This window comes from Cryobacterium sp. PAMC25264, from assembly GCF_019443325.1.
Classification (GTDB): domain Bacteria; phylum Actinomycetota; class Actinomycetes; order Actinomycetales; family Microbacteriaceae; genus Cryobacterium.
The window spans coordinates 619,998-640,625 of record NZ_CP080383.1 but is presented as its reverse complement, the minus strand read 5'-3'; the positions used below and the strand labels follow the sequence as shown (position 1 = coordinate 640,625).

The window sequence follows — 20,628 nt, the reverse complement described above, 5'->3', positions numbered from 1 at the left end:
GGTCAGCCGATCGGCGCGGTCAGCCAGGAGCGCAGGGCGTCTTCACAGTCGGTGATCTGGGACAGCGCCACCCGTTCGTCGTCGGCGTGCGCCTTGAGCGGGTCACCGGGCCCGTAGTTGACGGCCGGGATGCCCAGCGCCGAGAAGCGGGCCACATCGGTCCAGCCGTATTTGGGCCGGGGTTCGGCGCCGACGGCGTCGAGGAACTTGATCGCCAGCGGCGCGTCCAGGCCGGGTCGTGCGCCCTCGGCCAGGTCGACCACGGTGATGTCGAAGCCGGCGAAGAGCTCCTCGAGGTGGGCCACGGCCTCCGCGGCCGTGCGGCTGGGCGCGAACCTGTAGTTCACGTGCACCATGCACTCGTCCGGGATGACGTTGCCGGCGATGCCGCCGGTGATGCCCACGGCGTTCAGGCCCTCCCGGTACACCAGGCCCTCGACCTCCACCTCGCGCGGGGTGTAGGCCGCGAGGATGTCGAGGATCGGCGCGGCCTTGTGGATCGCGTTCTCGCCCACCCAGGCCCGGGCGGAGTGCGCCCGCTTGCCGAAGGTGCGCACCTCGATGCGCACGTTGCCGTTGCAGCCGCCTTCGACCTGGCTGTTGCTCGGTTCGCCAAGTATGGCGAAGTCGCCCTCGAACAGGTCGGGGCGGTTGGCCGCGAGCCGGCCCAGCCCGTTGAGATCGGCGTTGACCTCCTCGTGGTCGTACCACATCCAGGTCACGTCGACGCTGGGGTCGGTCAGCTCGGCGGCGAGCTTGAGCTGCACGGCGACGCCGGCCTTCATGTCCACGGTGCCGCGACCCCAGAGGTAGTCGACGTCGTCGATGGTCTCGTAGCGGGTGGGCAGGTTGTCGTTCAGCGGCACGGTGTCGATGTGCCCGGCGATCACCACGCGCTGGGCCCGGCCCAGGTTGGTGCGGGCCACGATGGTGTCACCGTCGCGGATCACCTCGAGGTGCGCGGAGCCGGCCAGGGAGGCGGCAATGGCGTCGGCCAGCGGTGTCTCGTTGCCCGACACCGACTCCACATCGCAGATGGCGCGGGTCAGCTCGATCGACGACGAGGTGAGGTCGAGGGTGAGGGCGGTCTCGGCTGAATGGGTGAGGTCGTGGGGCACCCTACTAATCTAGAGCCATGGTCACCGCCCTTCCCCCCGAACCCCGCTCAGATCCCTCCGCACCGGCGGCGACGCACGCCTGGGGGTACGGCCTGGCCACGATCGCCGGTGACGGCACCGTGCTCGACACCTGGTTCCCGGCGCCCACGCTGGGCGCGCTGCCCCGGGACCGGGACCGCTGGATCGTGCCCACCGAGCTCGAGGAGGCCGCGGGCCCGACGCCCGACGCAATGTGCGCCTCGAGGCCGTCACGGTCGAGATCGACCTGCAGGCGCCTCCAGCGGGCACCTCGGATGCCTACCTGCGGCTGCACCTGCTCTCGCACCTCCTGGTCCGGCCCAACTCGATCAACCTCGACGGCATCTTCGCTCACCTGCCCAATGTGGTCTGGACCAACGCGGGCCCGGTGCTGCCCGCCGATTTCGACCGGCTCCGGCCGTCTCTGCAGCGGCACGGCATCAGCGCCACGGGCCTGGACAAGTTCCCGCCGCTGCTCAACTACGTCTCCCCCGAGCGGGTGCGCATCGCCGACGCGTCCCGGGTGCGCCTGGGCGCCTACCTGTCCCCCGGCACCACCGTCATGCACGAGGGATTCGTCAACTTCAACGCCGGCACCCTGGGCGTCTCGATGGTCGAGGGCCGCGTCTCGCAGGGTGTGGTGGTCGGTGACGGCGCCGACGTCGGCGGCGGCGCATCCATCATGGGCACGCTGTCGGGCGGCGGCACCCAGCGGGTCACGATCGGGCAGCGGGCGCTGCTCGGCGCCAACTCGGGCATCGGCATCTCGATCGGCGACGACTCGGTCGTGGAGGCCGGCCTGTACGTGACCGCCGGCACCAAGGTCGTGCTACTGGACGGCACCCGCACCGCCGACGGCGCCCCGCGCACGGCCAAGGCCAAGGACCTCTCCGGCGTGCCCAACCTGCTCTTCCGCCGCAACTCGCTCACCGGCGCCGTCGAGGTGCTGCCCCGGGCCGGCACCGGCATCACCCTGAACGCGGCCCTGCACGCCTAATCCCCCTCCGCGAACTGTGAGAAAAGCCCCAAGAATCGGAGATTCTTGGGGCTTTTCTCACAGGTCGCGCGGCTAGTTAGGCCCGCGGGTAGTCGCGGGCGACCGCGCCCGTGTAGAGCTGCTGGGGGCGACCGATCTTGGTGGTCGTATCCAGGTTCATCTCGCGCCAGTGCGCGATCCAGCCGGGCAGCCGGCCGATGGCGAACAACACCGTGAACATCCGCGGCGGGAAGCCCATGGCCTTGTAGATCACGCCGGTGTAGAAGTCCACATTGGGGTAGAGCTTGCGCTCCTTGAAGTAGTCGTCATTGAGCGCGATGAACTCGAGCTCCTTGGCGATGTCGAGCAGGTCGTCCTTCACGCCGAGGGCTTCGAGCACGGCGTCGGCGCTCTCCTTGACGAGCTTGGCGCGCGGGTCGTAGTTCTTGTAGACCCGGTGGCCGAAGCCCATCAGGCGCACGCCGGCTTCCTTGTTCTTGACACGTTCGACGTACTTCTGCACACCTTCGCCGGAGGCCTTGATGTCGCTGAGCATGGTGAGCACGGCCTCGTTGGCGCCGCCGTGCAGCGGGCCGGAGAGGGCGTTGATGCCGCCGGAGACCGAGGCGAACAGGTTGGCCTCGGTGGACCCGACCAGGCGCACGGCCGAGGTGGAGGCGTTCTGCTCGTGGTCCTCGTGCAGCATGAGCAGGCGTTCGAGGGCCTTGCTGACGACGGGGTTCACCACGTACGGCTCGGCAAGGGTGCCGAAGTTGAGCTTGATGAAGTTGTCCACGAAGCTCAACGAGTTGTCCGGGTAGAGGAAGGCGTGACCGATGCTCTTCTTGTGCGCGTACGCGGCCATCACCGGCAGCTTCGCCAGCAGGCGGATCATCGACAGTTCGACCTGCTCGGGGTCCTTGGGGTCCAGCGAGTCCTGGTAGTAGGTCGACAGGGCCGAGACACCGGCGGAGAGCACCGACATGGGGTGTGCGTTGTGCGGCAGGGCGTCGTAGAACCGGCGCAGGTCTTCGTGCAGCAGTGTGTGTCGGCGGATGCGCGTGTCGAATGCGCTGAGTTCGCTCTCACTGGGCAGTTCGCCGTAGATGAGCAGCCAGGCGGTCTCGAGGAAGCTCGAGTTCTGGGCGATCTGCTCGATCGGGTAGCCGCGATAGCGGAGGATGCCGTGCTCGCCGTCGATGTACGTGATGGCCGACTTCGTCGCCGCCGTGTTCACGAACCCGGAGTCGAACGTCGTGTAACCGGTCTGCTTGGTCAGCGTCGCGATGTCGATGCTGGACGGCCCGTCGGTGCTACCCAGGATCGGGAACTGCGCCGTGCCCCCGGGTAGGTCAGTGTGGCCATCTGCTGGTCCGACACGGCCCGGTCGATGTACTTCGACTCGGTGGATGGTGTTCGCTGCGCGACGTCGCTCACGGCGCCTCCCTGGATTTCAAAGCCTTTCGGCTGTTGGTCTGTGGCGGTCCGCCGCAGCACGCTCGTGGTGCTTGGCAACGATAACCCGCTTACAGCCTATTCCGCCGAGGGGCATACTGTTGCATCCGCCAACATCGCACGGCTCCTGTTGGCACTCCGCTACAGCCGGCTCCACCAGGTGGACACCGGGTTTCCGGGCGCCCTGCCGGTTCGGAAAGCGCTAGGGCCGAAGGACCCGATCCTGCTCGGCGCCAGCCGTCGCGGGCTCAGTCACGGGTTCCGTCGCGGCTCAAGACGGTGTGAGCGTGAGCGCGAAGCCGTGGGCCTCCTCGAGCGCCTCGCTCCACCGGCCCACCCCGGCGTCGGCCGAAACCCGCACCCATTCGCGCATGGTGCGGGTGCCCATCACGACGGCTGTCCCCGTGTTCTGGTCCACCAGTTGGCGCACCCTCGGTTCCGGGAGTTTGACGACGAGGTCACCGTTGCGGCCGATGAAGGCGAACATCCGGCCCCGCACCCGCAGGCCGTCGCCGTTGAACATCCGCCCCTGGGTCACGGGCGGCCGCGGCGGCAGCTCGGCGACGAGGTCGTGCAGGGCCGCGACGCCCGCTGCGTACCCGTCGACTGGTGCGCCGCCACTGCCCAGGTCGATGCTGTCAGCCATGCCCCCAGCCTAAGCAGCCCGGCGGTGAGCACAACGTCCGGAGGAGTTATGCAGCCCAGGCGCGGAGCCGGGCGGCGGCGGCGTTGATGCGCTCGTCGGTGGCGGTGAGCGAGAACCGCACGTGCTCGGGATAGAAGTCGCCGTAGAACGGGCCGGGGCCGGCCAGGATGCCCAGCTCGGCGAGCCGCCGGATCGAGTCCCAGGCGTCCACGCCGGCCGTCGCCCAGAGGTACAGGCCGGCTTCGCTGTTCTCGATCGTGAAGCCCGCGGCCGTCAGCGCCGGCAGCAGCACCTCGCGCCGGGCCCGGTACAGCTGGCGCTGTCGGCTCACATGCTCGTCATCACCCAGGGCCGCCACCATGGCGGCCTGCAGCGGGGCGGGCAGCATGAGGCCGGCGTGCTTGCGCACGGTGAGCAGACGGCCGAGCACGGCGTCACAGCCGGCGGCGAACGCGCCGCGGTAGCCGGCCATGTTGGACTGTTTGCTCAGCGAGTAGATGGCCACGATGTTTCGGGTGTCGCCGTCGGTCACCCGGGGGTCCAGGATGCTCGGGATCGCCTCGGCGTCCCACGGCGCATCCCAACCGAGTTCGGCGTAGCACTCGTCGTTGACGATCACGGCGCCCAGCTCCCGGGCGCGGGCCACCGCGGCACGGAGGAACTCGACGTTCAGCACCCGCCCGTCGGGGTTGCCCGGACTGTTCAGCCAGACCAGCTTCGTCGTCGCCGGCCACTCGGCGGGGTCATCGGATGCCAACGCATCCGCCCCGGCCATGGCCGCGCCGATCGCGTAGGTGGGGTAGGCGGCCCTGGGGTGCACGATGGTGTCACCCTCACCCAGGCCCAGCATGAACGGCAGCAGCGCCACGAGCTCCTTGGAGCCGATGGTGGGCAGCACGTTCTGCTCGGTCAGGCCGGTCACACCGCGGCGGCGGGCGTACCAGTCGATGATGGCGTGCTGCAAGGCCGGGGTTCCGGTGGTCTGCGGGTAGGCGTGCGCATCCGTCGCGTGGGCCAGAGCGGCCTGCACGACGGGCGGGGTCGCGTCGACGGGCGAGCCGATCGACAGGTCGACGATTCCGTCGGCGTGGGCCTTGGCCTGCTGCGCGAACGGCAGCATCTGGTCCCACGGGTAGTCGGGAAGCGGTTTGAGCACGTCTAGTGCTGGACCTGGGGCGGCAGCACCGAGATCACCGGGTGGTCCTTGGCGATCACACCCACCTTGGCCGCGCCGCCGGGCGAGCCGATGTCGTCGAAGAACTCGACGTTGGCCTTGTAGTAGTCGGCCCACTGCTCGGGCAGGTCGTCTTCGTAGTAGATGGCCTCGACGGGGCAGACAGGCTCGCAGGCCCCACAGTCCACGCACTCGTCGGGGTGGATATAGAGGGAGCGTTCGCCCTCGTAGATGCAGTCGACGGGACATTCGTCGACGCAGGCACGGTCTTTAACGTCCACGCAGGGCAGGGCGATCACATACGTCACAGTGGCGGAATTCCCTTCACGAACTAAGTGGCCAGTCTACGCCGTCGGTGCTCTGGCGGGAATTCGGGGCCACGCAAGAACGAGCGCGGCGAAGAGCGCAGGAACGATCGTCCACACCGAGCCGAGCACGCCGGATGGCACGAGGACCGAGCCGCCGGTGCTGCGGAGCGACAGCAGGAAGACCGTGAGCAGCAGGCCGAGGGCCGCCGCGCCCACCACGAGGCGGTCACCGACCACCAGGCGCAGGCCAAACAGCAGCGATCCAGCCGCCAGCAGCGCCAGGACCAGCCCGATCGGTACCGTGACCGACCCGAGCGAGAACGTGGTCTGGTGGGCCACCGTTCCCAGCACCCCGAAAAGCACGCCGGCGGCCAGTCCCATCAGGGTGGCGAGCAGCCTCGTGGCCCTGGTGGGCGGCTCGGGGTCGGCCGGATGCGGCGTCGCCGGTCCCCGCAGGAACGTCTCGGTGCCCGTGACGAGAACTTCACTGCCATCAACGTGACGCACCAGGTGACCGTCGACGCTCCAGCGGTTCGGGTAGGCGCTCAAGGCGTGCATCTTCCGGTCCACCTGGTCGCTCACGTCGACCGCGGTGAGGCGGTGCCCCGTGGACTGGGACACCCGGCTGCTGACGAAGACGGGCACCCCGTGATCCCCGGCGGCGTCGATGGCGGCCTGGCGGAGGTCACGGTCGGCGGCGGCGATGACCACGGCCGTGGCGTGTGCCTCGGTCAGGGCCGCGCCGAGAACATCCCGGGTGTCGACCTCCGGCCGGGCGGTGAGGACCCGCCACCGCGCCGGGTCGTCCTCACCGAGCGAGGTGCGGGCGGCCGCGACGGCGGCGGCATCCGGCGCGAGCCCCGCCAGCGCCGCCCCGAACAGAACCGTGACCTCGGCGTCGTCGTGGAGGAGCCGGGCGATCGTTCCGCCCGTGAGTAGGGCCTCGTCGCCGGGGGCATCCACCACGAAGACCACCCGTTCGCCGCTTCCGGACATGACCATGGGTGACTCCTGTGCAGAGAACGGGCGCGGAACGCCGACGGGCGGGGACAACGTACGGTGCAGAACGCCGGCCGTGATTCTGTGAAAATCCTAGCTGGACACGCCCGTGCATCTTCCGTAGAGTGAATGGGTAAGGTTAGCCTTACCATCGTTCGACATTCCAACTCATCCTCGACGACCGGGAAGCACCGTGCTCGCAAACTACCTGATCGGCCTGCGTGAAGGCCTCGAAGCCGCGCTGATCGTGACGATCCTGATCGCCTATGTGGTCAAGATCGGCCGCCGCGACGTGCTGCCCCGGCTCTGGACCGGGGTCGGCCTGGCCGTCCTGCTGGCGCTCCTGCTGGGCGCCATCCTCACCTTCGGCACCTACGGGCTGAGCTTCGCCGCCCAGGAGACCATCGGCGGACTGCTCTCCATCATCGCGACCGGCTTGGTCACCTGGATGGTGTTCTGGATGCTGCGCACCGCCCGCGACCTCAAGGGCCACCTGCACGGCAGCATCGACAAGCACCTGGTGGGTACCGGCCTGGGCCTGGTGCTCGTCGCCTTCCTCGCCGTCGGCCGCGAGGGCATCGAGACCGCCCTGTTCATCTGGGCGGCCGTGCAGGCCACCGGCGAGACGACACTGCCGCTGATCGGCGCGAGTCTGGGCATCCTCACCGCCGTCGGCTTGGGCGCTCTGATCTACGCCGGCATGCTCAAGATCAACCTGAGCCGCTTCTTCACCTGGACCGGCGCCATTCTCATCGTGGTCGCCGCCGGGGTGCTCTCCTACGGCGTGCACGACCTGCAGGAGGCCGGCATCCTGCCCGGGCTGAACGCCCTCGCGTTCAACGTCTCGGCCGTGATCCCGCCGGACAGCTGGTACGGAACCCTGCTCAAGGGCACTCTCAACTTCTCGCCGGCCACCACGTGGCTCGAACTGGCCGTGTGGCTTGCTTACCTGGTACCCACCCTCACGCTCTTCATCGTGAAAAGCCGCACCAAGACCCCGGCCCGCGCCGCGGCCCCTCGGCAGACCGCCTCCGCGGTCGCCGCCCACTGACCCCTGCCCTCCCTCCTAAGGACACCCATGCGCGCCCGCCTCCTCCCCCTCGTCGCCGCCTCCGCCGGCGCACTGCTCGCCCTCACCGGCTGCGTCGCCAACGCCGGATCAGCCGGCGGCTCCGGCCAGGCCCTCACCGTCGACAGCAGCGCGGATGCCTGCACGGTCTCCGCCGCCGAAGCTCCCGCCGGCAACATCAGCTTCACGGTCACCAACTCGGGCGACCAGGTCACCGAGTTCTACCTGCTCGCCGAAGACGGACTGCGCATCGTCGGAGAGGCCGAGAACATCGGCCCGGGCCTTAGTCGCGACCTCGTCGTGCAGCTCGCCGCCGGCAGCTACATCACCAGCTGCAAGCCCGGCATGACCGGCGACGGCATCGACAAGACCGCGTTCACCGTCACCGACTCCGGTGACGACGTGGCGGTGGACGCCGACCTGGACGCCCAGGTGCAGGTCGCCAACGCCAACTACGCGGCCTACGTGCGCGACCAGGTCGCCCAGCTCCTCACCGGTACCCAGGCGTTCGCAGACGCCTATGTCGCCAACGACGACGACACGGCGCGTGCCTTGTACGCGGCGACCCGAGCGCACTGGGAGCGCGTGGAGACCGTCGCCGAATCGTTCGGTGACCTCGACCCGCAGCTCGACCTGCGCGAGGCCGACCTCGAAGAGGGCCAGGACTGGACCGGCTGGCACGCCATAGAGAAGGACCTCTGGCCGGCCGAGGCCAAGCCGGGCTTCGCCGCGTACACGCCCGAGCAGCGCCAGAACTTGGCCACGCTGCTCGTGGCCGACACCACCACGCTGAACGAGAAGGTGCAGGACCTCAGCTTCACCCTGTCCCAGCAGACCAACGGCGCCATCGGGCTGCTCGATGAGGTCGCAACGGGCAAGGTCACCGGTGAGGAAGAATTCTGGTCGCACACCGACCTCTGGGACTTCCAGGCCAACATCGACGGCGCCACGGTGCTCTACGACGGCGTGCGCGACATCCTGGTCGAGGAAGACCCTGACCTGGCCACCAAGCTGGACACCGAGTTCGCTTCACTGCAGAAGCTCCTCGACGCCCAGCGCGTCGGCGACGGCTTCACTCTGTACACCGACCTGAGCCCCGCCGAGATCAAGGCATTCGCCGACCAGGTGAACGCCCTCGGCGAGCCGCTCAACCAGCTCACCGCTACGCTCGTGCTCTAACGAAAGACCAGCAGATGACCGACTCCCCCCAGCCGACACCGGATGCGCCGGCGCCCCGCGGGCTGTCCCGGCGCGGACTGCTCGGCCTCGCGGGGGCGGGCGTGGCTGGGCTGGGCCTGGGCTTCGCCGGCGACCGGGCGGTGTCAGCGGCCCTGGCCCCCGCCGCCGAGACGGCGGCGACGGCCGTGTACCCGTTCTATGGAAAACACCAGGCCGGCATCCTCACCCCGGCGCAGGACCGGTTGCACTTCGCCGCATTCGACGTCACCGACGGCACCAGCCGGGCTGACCTCATCGAGTTGTTGCAGGACTGGAGCGTCGCGGCCGCCGCGATGACCGCCGGGCAGGACATCGGGGACTACGGCGCGGTCAACGGCCCCTATGACGCCCCGCCGGAGGACACCGGCGAGGCCGTCGGCCTCCCGGCTTCGGGCCTCACGATCACCTTCGGGTTCGGCCCCAGCCTCTTCTGCACAGCGTCCGGCGTGGACCGGTTCGGGCTCGCCGCCCGGCAGCCGGCCGAGCTGGTGGATCTTCCGCACTTCCCGGGCGACATGCTCGATGACGCCCGGAGCGGCGGCGACCTCTGTATCCAGGCCTGTGCCAACGATCCGCAGATAGCGGTGCACGCCATCCGCAACCTCTCCCGCATCGCGTTCGGCCGGGCCGCCCTGCGCTGGTCGCAACTCGGCTTCGGGCGCACCTCGTCCACGAGCACGAGCCAGGCCACCCCGCGCAACCTGTTCGGGTTCAAGGACGGCACCGCCAACATCAAGGCCGAGGAGCCCGCCGCGGCCACGGAACACCTCTGGGTGGGCTCGGCGGACGGGCCCGCTTGGCTGGCCGGCGGGTCCTACCTGGTGGCTCGGCGCATCCGCATGACCATCGAGACGTGGGACCGCAGCAGCCTGCGTGAGCAGGAACGGGTGATCGGCCGCACCAAGGGCGAGGGCGCTCCGCTGTCGGGAGGGACCGAGTTCACCGAACCAGACTTCGAGATCGCGGGCCGGGAGATCTGCCGCTGATCGACGAGGCATCGCATGTGCGGCTGGCCCACCCCACCCAGAACGACGGGATCCGGATCCTCCGCCGCGGGTACAACTTCGTCGACGGCAACGACTCGCTCGGCCGGTTGGACGCGGGCCTGTTCTTCATCAGCTTCCAGCGCACGCCGCAGAGCTTCTCGACCGTGCAGCTCAACCTGGCCAGGCACGACGCCATGAACGAGTACCTCAAGCACGTCGGCTCGGCCCTCTTCGCGGTGCCGCCGGGCGCCGCCACGGGCAGCTACGTGGGAGCGCCCCTCTTCGCCTAACCTCTCCCCTCCCCCGCGAACTGTGAGTTAAGCCCCAAAAATCGGCTCTCCTGACTCTTCCGTGGGTCATTTCCGGCCCGGGAGGGCTGGTCGGTGGCCGCCGAGGCTGAGCATGGCGAGGCTGATGAGGGCGTCAGGTGAGGCGAAGCCGAACGCGATTCTGGTGAGGAGTCTGATTTTGGTGTTCATGGATTCGATGCGGCCGTTGGAGAGGTTGTGTTCTATCGAGGCGAGGATCGCGACGCGGTGCTTCACGATGCTTCGTTGCAGCTTCACGAACGCGGGGATGCGGCAGCGGCGAGCCCAGGCGACCCATTTGTCGAGGGCTTCCTTGGCCTGGTCGAGCGGGAGTTTGAAGATGACTCTGAGGCCTTCTTTGAGGTAGTAGGCGCGGGCCAGTCGGGGGTCGGTTTGGACGATCCAGGCCAGCTTGGTTTGTTGTTTCTCGGTGAGGTTCTCGGGGTTTTTCCAGAGCGCATAACGGCTGTTTCTGATGCCGGCCGCGCGAGCGCTGTCGGGGCGTTCGGGGGCTCCGTTCCGGGGTCGGCCGCGGCCCCGCGCGGCGTCATTGATGCGGGCGGCTTTGCGGGCGTCGTTCCAGGCTGCGCGGCGGACTTCGTCGAGGGCTTCGGTGGCCCATTTGACGACGTGGAACGGGTCCGCGCAGCGCACCGCGTTCGGGCAGCGGGCCGCGACAACGTTGGCGATCCAGGCCGCACCGTCCGCGGAAACATGCGTGATCTGTGCGGAACGCTCGGGGCCGAGGGCGTCGAAGAACGTGCCGAGGGTGGCTTTGTCTTGGCCCGGTGCAGCCCAGACGAGACGGCCGGTGTCGTGGTCCACGACGATGGTGAGGAACTTGTGGCCACGCTTGTAGGAGATCTCATCGATCCCGATGCGGGTGAGGCCATCGAACGGGTCGTGCAGGGTCGCGGCGTCGTCCCAGACCCGGGTGACGATCGCGCCGACGGTGCGCCAAGCGATGCGCATCAACGCGGTAACCGCGGTCTTGGAAGACTGCGTAGCCAGCCACGCGACGTGGTCGTCGAAGAGGTAGGTATGTCCGGCCTGGTGCCGAGCCCACGGCACCGACGCGACCGTGACGCCATGCTCACGGCACGCCACCCGGCGGGCGTCTGCCTCGAGAACGACCTGGATGATGCCAGCATCCAGGCTCCGCCAGCGTCGTCGACCCTCACCACGGTCGTAGCCTGGGCTGCGCCGGTGGCACAGCCCACACCGGTTCCGGGCCGCTTTCATCGGCCGGACCGCGACGACCAAAACGCCCGCATCGTCGTCGTAATCGACGTCGTCAACGATGGTCTTTTCGACACCGAGCAGAGTCCGCCATATCCTTGCAGTACGCACGCCGTTTTCCGTTCTTCAGTTTCCAACCTTTGACAGTCAGAAACCTAGACAGAAAGCGGCGTGCGCTCGTTAAGCCACGCGGAAACCACCCACGGATATGTCAGAAGAGCCCAAAAATCCGGGATTTTTGGGGCTTTACTCACGGTTCGCGGAACTGGGAAGCGGGATTCAGGCGGGGGCCACCGTGTAGAGCACGCCGTCGGGGGTGCCGGCGATGGTCACCCGGAACGAGGCGTTCGTCAGGGACTGAACACCGACGTCGCCCACGTTCGCGGACGTGCTGGTGTCGGCCTCGAACCCGGCGTCCACGAGCATCTGCTTCGCGTCGGCCAGCGGGTCGGCCGCACTGGAGGCGATGGTGACGACCCAGCCCTGATCGCCGTTGGTGGTGTTGCCGGCACCGAACTTGATCTCGCCCTCGATCACGGGGATCTCGGCGGGCCAGCCGTCCGGCAGCGCGCCGCCCAGGCTCACATCACCGTCGGTGGCGCCCTGCACGGCCCCGTTCACGGCATCCTGCACCTGCGCGTCGGAGCAGCCGGCCAGAGCCGGGCCGACGGCCAGCAACGCCACCAGGGCCAGCGCCATCCGCAACGGCCGGGTCATGGTCGTGGATCCAGTGCTCATTCGTGTCCTCGTGTTCGTCGGTGCCCCTGATGGGTCGGTACGGCTGATGAAAAAACCGCAGGCACCCCGCGCCGGAAAACCGGAACAGGATGCCTGCGGTCAGGTGATGCTGTGAACTAGTTCGCGTCCTGCTTCTTCAGACGCGAGACGTTCCGCTGACGAGCGGATGCGGCGAGCTCGACCTTGCGGATGCGCACAACGGCCGGGGTGACCTCGACGCACTCGTCTTCGCGGGCGAATTCGAGGCACTGCTCGAGCGTGAGCTGCTTGGACGGCGTCATCGACTCGAACGTGTCGGAGGTGGACTGACGCATGTTGGTCAGCTTCTTCTCCTTGGTGATGTTCACGTCCATGTCGTCGCCGCGCGAGTTCTCGCCGATGACCATGCCCTCGTAGACCTCTTCGGTCGGGTTGACGAAGAACTGCATGCGCTCCTGCAGAGCGATGATCGCGAACGGCGTGACAACACCGGCGCGGTCGGCCACGATGGAGCCGTTGGTGCGGGTGTTGATGGTGCCGGCCCAGGCCTCGTAGCCGTGGAAGATCGCGTTGGCGATACCGGTACCGCGGGTGTCCGTGAGGAACTCGGTGCGGAAGCCGATCAGGCCGCGCGACGGAACAATGAATTCCATGCGGACCCAGCCGGTGCCGTGGTTGGCCATGTTCTCCATGCGACCCTTGCGCGCGGCGAGGAGCTGCGTGATCGCGCCGAGGTACTCTTCGGGCGAGTCGATGGTGAGGTGCTCGTACGGCTCGTGGATCTTGCCGTCGACGCGCTTGACAACCACCTGCGGCTTGCCGACGGTGAGCTCGAAGCCCTCCCGACGCATCTGCTCGACCAGGATGGCGAGAGCGAGCTCGCCACGGCCTTGGACTTCCCAGGCGTCCGGACGGCCGATGTCGAGGACACGGAGCGAGACGTTACCGACGAGCTCCTTGTCGAGACGGTCCTTGACCATGCGGGCGGTGAGCTTGTGGCCCTTGACCTTGCCGATGAGCGGCGAGGTGTTGGTGCCGATGGTCATCGAGATGGCCGGGTCGTCGACCGTGATGGTCGGCAGCGGGCGCACGTCGTCGGGGTCGGCGAGGGTCTCACCGATGGTGATGTCGGGGAATCCGGCGACGGCGACGATGTCACCGGGGCCGGCGCTCTCGGCCGGGTAGCGGTCGAGGGCCTTGGTGATCATGAGCTCGGTCACGCGCACGTTGGAAACGGTGCCGTCGTGCTTGACCCAGGCCACGGTCTGGCCCTTCTTGATGGTGCCCTGGAAGATGCGCAGCAGCGCGAGGCGGCCGAGGAACGGCGAAGAGTCAAGGTTGGTGACCCAGGCCTGCAGCGGGTGCTCGTCGTCGTAGACGGGAGCGGGGATGTGCTGCAGGATCGCTTCGAAGAGCGGCTCGAGGTCGTCGTTGTCGGGCAGCGAGCCGTTCTCCGGCTTGGTGAGGCTGGCAGCGCCGGCGCGGCCGGATGCGTAGACGACCGGCACGTTCAGGACCAGGTCGAGGTCCAGGTCGGGCACGTCGTCGGCCATGTCGGAGGCGAGGCCGAGGAGCAGGTCCTGGCTCTCTTCGACGACCTCATCGATACGCGCGTCGGGGCGGTCGGTCTTGTTGACCAGGAGGATCACCGGCAGGTGCGCCTCGAGCGCCTTGCGCAGCACGAAGCGGGTCTGCGGCAGCGGGCCCTCGGACGCGTCGACGAGGAGCACAACACCGTCGACCATGGACAGGCCGCGCTCGACCTCGCCACCGAAGTCGGCGTGGCCGGGGGTGTCGATCACGTTGATGGTGATGGGGCCGTCGGTGGCGTGGATGCCCTTGTACGAGATCGCCGTGTTCTTGGCGAGGATCGTGATGCCCTTTTCGCGCTCGAGCTCGTTGGAGTCCATCGCGCGCTCTTCGGTGTGCGAGTGCTCGGCGAAGGAGTTCGTCTGCTGCAACATCGCGTCGACCAGGGTCGTCTTGCCGTGGTCAACGTGGGCAACGATTGCAACATTCCGGAGGTTATTGCGGGTAGCAATCGCCATAAAAATAGATCCTTACGAAGAATGGATGCCGCGGAATATCGCATGCGGCGTGAGAGTGGATGAGTGGGGTCACTATGGACCCAAGGGTCTATGCTACCGTACTCGGCCCTCTTCTCGTCGGGCGGGGCCCGATCACCCCTCTATACGGTGCGTTCCCAGCCGATGAACCACCGGCAAACGGACGCAGCCGGGTCGCCAGGTCTCGAAAGGAAGTGCGCTTCCGCCGACCACCCGGGCGCGAAGCGCCCCCACAGCTCGACACGCTCGACCACCGCAGGGGAACGATCCGCAGACCGGGGCGCCAGGTCTCGACACGCTCGACCGACGAGATGGGCGCCTAGTCCAGACACTCGCGCGTCGATCCGCATTACAGAACCACCCCGCTGGTCGAGCCTGTCGACGCCGTGCTGAGCCTGTCGAAGTAGACCCCGCGAGCCGGTCTCCGGGACTCTGCCGCGGCAACCGCAGAAGAACTCGCCAGGTTTCGACAAGCTCAACCACCGAGACGGAAACGCCCCACAGACACAATCGCCAGGTCTCGAACGCTCGACCGCCGACGTGGTGCGACCCGAAGGCATCCGGTAGACGATGGATGGGACGCGGCCAGCGGCCACGTCCCATCCGTTGTTCAGGTTTTCCTCTTCACAGACCGGCTGGTGCCGGCCGCCATATCTGTCTGGCTACTTGGCCCAGCCCACCCCCACGGACGTGCGGGCGCGGAGGACGACGCCCTGGCGAGGCGCAGGCGCTCTCCGGTTCACGGTCGTTCCCCTCCCTCACGACGACTGCCCCCCCGGCCGGAGCCGAGGGGCAGCGCTGACCAACCGGGCCTAGCGGCCGAACTGGAAGTTACCGCCGGGGATGGCGGCGAGCAGTTCCTGCGTATAGGCCTGCTGTGGGCTGTCGAAGACGTCGTCGGTCGACGCTGCCTCCACGATGCGGCCCTTCTGCATGACACACACGTTGTCGGCCACCAGACGCACCACCGCGAGGTCGTGCGTGATGAACAGGTAGGTCAGGCCGAGTTCGGTCTGCAGTTCGGTGAGCAGGTTCAGCACCTGGCCCTGCACGAGCACGTCGAGAGCCGACACGGCCTCGTCGAGCACGAGCACATCGGGCTTGAGGGCCAGGGCCCGCGCGATGGCGATGCGCTGACGCTGTCCACCGGACAGCTCACCCGGGTAGCGGAAGCGCGACGCCCACGGCAGCGAAACCTGCTCAAGGAGTTCCTTGACGCGAGCCTGACGTTCCTTGCTCGTGCCCACACCGTGCGCCAGAAGCGGCTCGGCAATGGTGTTGCCCACGTTGTACTGCGGGTCGAGGGAACCGTACGGGTCCTGGAAGACCGGCTGCACGCGGCGGCGGAACTTGAGCAGTTCCTTGCCCTTGAGGCCGGCCACATCCTGGCCGTCGAACTCGATCGCGCCGCTGGTGATGCTCTCCAGCTGCAGGATGAGCTTGGCGACGGTGGACTTGCCCGAACCGGACTCGCCCACGAGAGCCGTGGTGGTGCCCTTCTGGATTCCGAAGGAGACGCCGTCGACGGCGCGGAGCTCGTCGGTGCGAATTCCCTTCTTGCGGATCCGGTACACCTTGGAGATGTCCTTGACCGAGATCAGGTCCTTCACCGGGGCCGCGTTCTCCCGTTCCGCCGCACGCGCGACGAGGGCGTCGTCGAGCGAGCCGCCGCCGAAGATCTCGGCGTTGTCAGTACCGGCGTGCTTGGCCGACTGGATGCGGCGGGACGCCAGGCTCGGAGCCGCGGACACCAGTCGCTGCGTGTACGGGTGCTGCGGGTTGGCGAGGATCTCCTGGGACGGGCCGGACTCGACGACCTTGCCCTTGTACATCACCACGAGTTGCTCTGCGCGCTCGGCGGCGAGGCCGAGGTCGTGCGTGATGAACAGAACGCTGGTGCCGTAGTCGCGCGTGAGGGTGCCGAGGTGATCGAGGATCTGTCTCTGCACGGTCACGTCCAGAGCCGAGGTGGGCTCGTCCGCGATGAGTAGCTTCGGGCGGGCGGACAGGCCGATACCGATCAGAACCCGCTGGCGCATGCCGCCGGAGAACTGGTGCGGGTACTGCTTGAGCCGGTCCGCGGCGTCACTGAGACCGGCCTCCTGCAACACCTGGATGGTGCGGGCACGTGCTTCCTTGCCCTGAGCGAGGCCGTTGGCCTTGATGGCCTCCTCCACCTGGAAGCCGATGTTCCACACCGGGTTGAGGTTGGACATCGGGTCCTGGGGCACGTAGCCGATCAGGTTTCCGCGCACCGCCTGGATGTCCTTGGCGCTCAGCTTGGTGAGGTCGCGGCCTTCGAAGAGGACCTGGCCGCCGGTCACCTTTCCCGCTCCGGGGAGCAGGTCGATGATCGCCTGAGCGGTCGTGGTCTTGCCCGAACCGGACTCCCCCACGATGGCCAGGGTCTGGCCGGCGTACAGGGTGAGGTCCACGCCGCGGACGGCGGGAACGAGACCGCGCTGGGTCTGGAAACCGACCTCGAGGTCGCGGATCTGCAGCAGCGGCTGCTCGTCCTTGCCGACGTTCTCGCCGGCGGTGTCAAGAAGTGTCTGGCTCATCGAGTGGCCCTCGCCGTCGGGTCAAGCGCGTCGCGCAGGATGTCGCCGAGCATCAGGAACGCGAGAACCGTGATGGACAGGGCGGCCGCCGGGTACAAGAGCACCTGCGGGCTGGTGACAATGGAGGTCTGCGCCGTACCGATGTCGTTACCCCACGACATGACACTCGGCGGCAGTCCGATGCCCAGGAACGACAGAGTCGCCTCGGCGACGATGAACGTGCCCAGCGACACTGTGGCGATGACGATGACCGGGGCGATCGCGTTCGGGATGACGTGACGCAACAGGATGCGGAACTTCGACACCCCGAGGGCCGTGGAGGCCATCACGTAGTCGGAGTTCGACGCCGACAGCACCGCACCGCGCATGATGCGGGCGATCTGGGGCCAGGCGAAGATCGACAACACGAATGCCACGGTGACGGGAGTAGCCGCGGGAAGCACCGACATCAGCACGATTGCGCCGAGCACGGTGGGGATGGCGAAGAAGATGTCACCGATGCGCGAGACGACGGCGTCGAGCCAGCCACCGTAGTACCCCGCAAGGGCGCCCACGATGATGCCGAACAGCGTCACGATGCTGGCGGCGAGAAGGCCGACGGTGACCGAGGCCTGGGTTCCCCAAATGGTGCGCGAGTAGACGTCGCAGCCCTGGCGGTTGAACCCGAACGGGTGACCGGCAGTCGGGTCGCCGTTGCTGTTGTTCAGATCGCAGGCGCGCGGGTCGACCTGGGTGAAGATCGTGGGGAACAGGGCGACGACCACGATGAGGAGGATCATGACCGCTGAGATCCAGAAGGTGGGACGACGACGCATCGACTCCCAGGCATCCGCCCAGGTGCTGCGTGCCTTCTCGTTCTCGTCGAGGCGATCGACTGCGGCTACCGGAGTGTCTTCCAGCGCCGCGACGAAATGGGCCTGGCCAGGCTTATTTTGCATAACGAATCCTTGGGTCCAGAGCTGCGTACAGCAGGTCGACGAGCAGGTTGGCCACCACGAAGATGACAACCATGACCGCGATGAATGACACAACGGTCGTGCTCTCGCCGAGCTTGATGGCCTTGAAGACCGTGCCGCCGACTCCGTTGATGTTGAAGATTCCCTCGGTCACGATCGCGCCGACCATGAGCGAACCGAGGTCCACACCCAGGAAGGTCACGACGGGAACGAGCGAGTTGCGCAGCACGTGCACGGTCACGACCCGGCGGCGGGACAAACCCTTGGCCGTTGCGGTGCGAACAAAATCGGCATTGAGATTGTCGGCGACGCTGGCCCTGGTGAGGCGCACGATGTAGGCGAACGAGACGGATGCGAGCACGATGGCCGGCAGGACGAGTTCGCCCCACGGGGCGTCACCGCTGACCGTGGTGCGGAACCAGCCGAGTTGCACGCCGAAGACCAGCCTGAACACGAAGCCGATCACGAAGGTCGGCACGCTGATCAGCAGCAGGCTCACGACGAGGGCGCTGGCGTCGAACAGCTTGCCCTTGCGGAGGCCCGCGATGAGGCCGACGAGGATTCCGAAGAACGCCTCGAACGCGAGGGCCAGCATGGCCAGGCGGAAGGTGATGGGGAAGGCCCGACCCATGACGTCCGCAACAGCGCGGCCGGAGTACGTCGTGCCCAGGTCACCCTGGAAGAAGTTGCCGATGTACAGCAGGTACTGCACGATGAACGGCTTGTCCAGGTTGTATTGGGCCCGGATCTGCTCGATCACGCCCGGCGCTGGTGGCCGGTCGCCGTACAGAGCGGCGATGGGATCTCCAGGAAGAGAGAAGACCATGAAGTAGATCAGGAATGTCGCCCCGAAGAAGACGGGGATCATTTGGAGGATGCGCCTGCCTGTGTACCACAGCATCAGGTGAGCTCCGTGAATCTTTTATACATGAGGGTCGCAATCACTGAATGAGTCTAGTCAGTGCAATGTCCGGGGCTTGACGCCCGGACATTGCACTGCGGTGTGAACTAGGAATTAACCCTTGGTGATCTGGTAGTACAGCGGCACGGAGTCCCAGCCGAAGACAACGTCATTGACGCTCTCGGACCAGACGCCCACGACGTTGGAGTACCACAGCGGGATGGTCGGCAGGTCCTTGAGCAGGACCTCCTGAGCTTCCTGGTACTTCTTGGTTGCGTCGGCGACGGTGGACGCAGCGGCACCCTCCTTGAGCAGGGCGTCGAACTCGGGGCTGCTGTAGTCCTCGTAGTTCGAGCCGGCACCGGTCTGGTACAGCGGTGCGAGGAAGTTGTACAGCGACGGGTAGTCGGCCTGCCAGCCGGCGCGCGTGCCACCGGTCAGCTTGTCGTTCGAGCGGTCATCGAGCGCCGCGGCGAAGGTCGGGTAGGGCTTGCCGACGGCGTTGATGCCGAGGGTGTTCTTGATGCTGTTGGTCACAGCGTCGATCCAGGCCTGGTGGCCACCGTCGGAGTTGTAGGCGATGTTGAATTCGGTGTCGCCGTAGGGAGCGATCGCGTCGGCTTCCTTCCACAGCTTCACGGCTTCGTCCGGGTTGTACTCGAGGACGTCGGCACCCTTGAGGGCGTCGGAGTAGCCGTCGATGACAGGGGACGTGAAGTCGGTAGCCGGCGTGCGAGTGCCCTGGAAGATGACATCCGTGATCTGAGCGCGGTCGATCGACATCGAGATGGCTGCACGACGCAGCTTGCCCTCGTCGCCGCTCCAGTGCTCGAGGTAGTACGGCATGTTGAAGCCCTGGAAGATGGCGGCCGGCTGGTTGACCGAACGGTCACCGAACTCGTCAGCGAAGGTCTCGAATGCGGAGTCGGGAACTGCGTCCAGCACGTCGAGGTTGCCGCCCTGCACGTCCGCGTACGCGGCGTCCTGGGTGGCGTAGAAGATGATGTCCAGGCCGCCGTTGACGGGCTTGCGAACACCCGTGTAGTCGGGGTTGGTGATCAGGCTGATCTTTTCTTCGTGAACCCATGCGCCTTCTTCGGCCAGCATGTACGGGCCGTTGCCGATCGGGTTCTCACCGAATGCGGCCATGTCGTCGAATGCGACGGTCGGCAGCGGCATGAAGGCCGTGTAGCCGAGGCGCAGCGGCCAGTCGGCCTCCGGGGAGGAGAGTTCGACCGTGAAGGTGGTGTCGTCGACGACCTTGAGACCGGTCAGTTCGGCGTCGGCCGACGGGTCGTAGCCCGCGATGTCGTCGAAGAAGTAGGAGGCACCCTGGGCGTTGCTGAAGAGCGCACCGTAGTTCCAGGCGTCCACGAAGGACGAAGAGGTGACTGCTTCACCGTTGGTGAAGGTCCAGCCGTCGTTGAGCGTGACGGTCCAGTTGGTGGCGTCGTCGGACTCGATCGACTTGGCGACCTCGTTCTCGGTCGAGCCGTCACCCTTGTAGGAGACCAGCCCGGCGAAGATCGACGTGGCGATCTTGCCGCCGCCGGTTTCGGTGGTGTTGGTCGGGATCAGCGGGTTCTGCGGCTCGCTGCCGTTCGTGCTGATGATCGCGGACGAGTCACCGGTCGAGGCGGCCGGTTCGTCGTTCGAGGTCGCGCAACCGGTGAGCGCGAGGGCGCTCACCGAAATCAGCGCGAGGGCGCTCAGGCCCATACGGGATCTCTTCAAAATTCCTCCTGTGCAAAGGTGGGCGCCACTGAAGGTTCGTGACCCTAGCGGCGCGTAGTTACCAAAACCCTAGGTTTGTCTGGGTCCCGGTGCAAAACGTGGCGGCAAACGTTACACAGGAGTAACCAAAGACGCACGATTCTTGCGCAGAGGCCAAATTATGCGTCTTTTTCTGCGAA

15 protein-coding genes and 2 pseudogenes are annotated in these 20,628 nt (G+C 67.1%); 4 read left to right on the top strand and 13 right to left on the bottom strand.

Going from position 1 to position 20,628, the window contains the following annotated elements:
• Nucleotides 1–2 precede the first annotated feature (2 nt).
• Nucleotides 3–1,118 carry a succinyl-diaminopimelate desuccinylase gene (gene dapE, locus KY500_RS02925; RefSeq protein ID WP_219902269.1) on the bottom strand — a complete coding sequence of 372 codons (1,116 nt, stop codon included), beginning with the start codon at nt 1,116–1,118 and terminating at the stop codon, nt 3–5.
• 17 nt (nt 1,119–1,135) lie between these two features.
• Here dapE and dapD point away from each other — a divergent pair.
• Nucleotides 1,136–2,133, top strand: a pseudogene (dapD, locus tag KY500_RS02920) (2,3,4,5-tetrahydropyridine-2,6-dicarboxylate N-succinyltransferase).
• A gap of 76 nt (nt 2,134–2,209) precedes the next feature.
• On the opposite strand, the gene KY500_RS02915 reads toward dapD, so the two are convergent.
• From KY500_RS02915 to KY500_RS02895, 5 genes are all read right to left on the bottom strand, one after another.
• Nucleotides 2,210–3,436, bottom strand: coding sequence for a citrate synthase (locus KY500_RS02915; protein ID WP_255579908.1), 1,227 nt, complete (start codon nt 3,434–3,436; stop codon nt 2,210–2,212).
• A 402-nt stretch (nt 3,437–3,838) separates the two neighbouring features.
• Complete coding sequence (locus KY500_RS02910) at nt 3,839–4,213, bottom strand: TfoX/Sxy family protein (protein WP_219902268.1); 375 nt, start codon at nt 4,211–4,213, stop codon at nt 3,839–3,841.
• A 46-nt stretch (nt 4,214–4,259) separates the two neighbouring features.
• A complete protein-coding gene (gene dapC, locus KY500_RS02905; RefSeq protein WP_255579756.1) occupies nt 4,260–5,369 on the bottom strand; it encodes a succinyldiaminopimelate transaminase in 1,110 nt (369 codons plus the stop codon).
• 2 nt (nt 5,370–5,371) lie between these two features.
• Entirely contained in the window at nt 5,372–5,695 is a 324-nt protein-coding gene (gene fdxA / locus KY500_RS02900) for a ferredoxin (RefSeq protein WP_066594116.1), read from the bottom strand.
• A 36-nt stretch (nt 5,696–5,731) separates the two neighbouring features.
• Nucleotides 5,732–6,697, bottom strand: coding sequence for a DUF6113 family protein (locus KY500_RS02895; RefSeq protein WP_219902267.1), 966 nt, complete (start codon nt 6,695–6,697; stop codon nt 5,732–5,734).
• 190 nt (nt 6,698–6,887) lie between these two features.
• On the opposite strand from KY500_RS02895, the gene efeU reads away from it, so the two are divergent.
• The 3 genes and pseudogenes from efeU (at nt 6,888) to efeB (ending at nt 10,257) form a co-directional block, all read left to right on the top strand.
• Complete coding sequence (efeU, locus tag KY500_RS02890; protein WP_219902266.1) at nt 6,888–7,745, top strand: iron uptake transporter permease EfeU; 858 nt, start codon at nt 6,888–6,890, stop codon at nt 7,743–7,745.
• Nucleotides 7,746–7,772: 27 nt separating this feature from the next.
• Nucleotides 7,773–8,942 carry an iron uptake system protein EfeO gene (gene efeO / locus KY500_RS02885; RefSeq protein ID WP_219902265.1) on the top strand — a complete coding sequence of 390 codons (1,170 nt, stop codon included), beginning with the start codon at nt 7,773–7,775 and terminating at the stop codon, nt 8,940–8,942.
• Between the two features lie 14 nt (nt 8,943–8,956).
• Nucleotides 8,957–10,257 (top strand): annotated as a pseudogene (gene efeB, locus KY500_RS02880) (iron uptake transporter deferrochelatase/peroxidase subunit).
• Between the two features lie 66 nt (nt 10,258–10,323).
• Here efeB and KY500_RS02875 read toward each other — a convergent pair.
• The 7 genes from KY500_RS02875 to KY500_RS02845 all read right to left on the bottom strand — a co-directional run bounded on the left by KY500_RS02875 (nt 10,324) and on the right by KY500_RS02845 (nt 20,449).
• Nucleotides 10,324–11,625 carry an ISL3 family transposase gene (locus tag KY500_RS02875; RefSeq protein WP_219901511.1) on the bottom strand — a complete coding sequence of 434 codons (1,302 nt, stop codon included), beginning with the start codon at nt 11,623–11,625 and terminating at the stop codon, nt 10,324–10,326.
• Nucleotides 11,626–11,793: 168 nt separating this feature from the next.
• On the bottom strand, nt 11,794–12,252 hold the full coding sequence (locus KY500_RS02870) for a hypothetical protein (RefSeq protein WP_219902264.1): 459 nt from the start codon (nt 12,250–12,252) through the stop codon (nt 11,794–11,796).
• A 116-nt stretch (nt 12,253–12,368) separates the two neighbouring features.
• A complete protein-coding gene (gene typA, locus KY500_RS02865) occupies nt 12,369–14,279 on the bottom strand; it encodes a translational GTPase TypA (protein WP_219902263.1) in 1,911 nt (636 codons plus the stop codon).
• An 830-nt stretch (nt 14,280–15,109) separates the two neighbouring features.
• Entirely contained in the window at nt 15,110–16,858 is a 1,749-nt protein-coding gene (locus KY500_RS02860; protein ID WP_219902262.1) for an ABC transporter ATP-binding protein, read from the bottom strand.
• Complete coding sequence (locus KY500_RS02855) at nt 16,855–17,796, bottom strand: ABC transporter permease (protein WP_219902261.1); 942 nt, start codon at nt 17,794–17,796, stop codon at nt 16,855–16,857. Before KY500_RS02855 ends, KY500_RS02860 begins: the two co-directional genes overlap by 4 nt.
• The gene (locus KY500_RS02850) at nt 17,786–18,715 is read right to left on the bottom strand and encodes an ABC transporter permease (protein WP_066594093.1); all 930 of its coding nucleotides are present in this window, start codon (nt 18,713–18,715) and stop codon (nt 17,786–17,788) included. The genes KY500_RS02855 and KY500_RS02850 overlap by 11 nt, the downstream gene beginning before the upstream one ends.
• A 114-nt stretch (nt 18,716–18,829) precedes the next feature.
• Nucleotides 18,830–20,449, bottom strand: a complete 1,620-nt coding sequence (locus tag KY500_RS02845; RefSeq protein WP_219902260.1) for an ABC transporter substrate-binding protein — start codon at nt 20,447–20,449, stop codon at nt 18,830–18,832.
• Between the last annotated feature and the right edge of the window lie 179 nt (nt 20,450–20,628).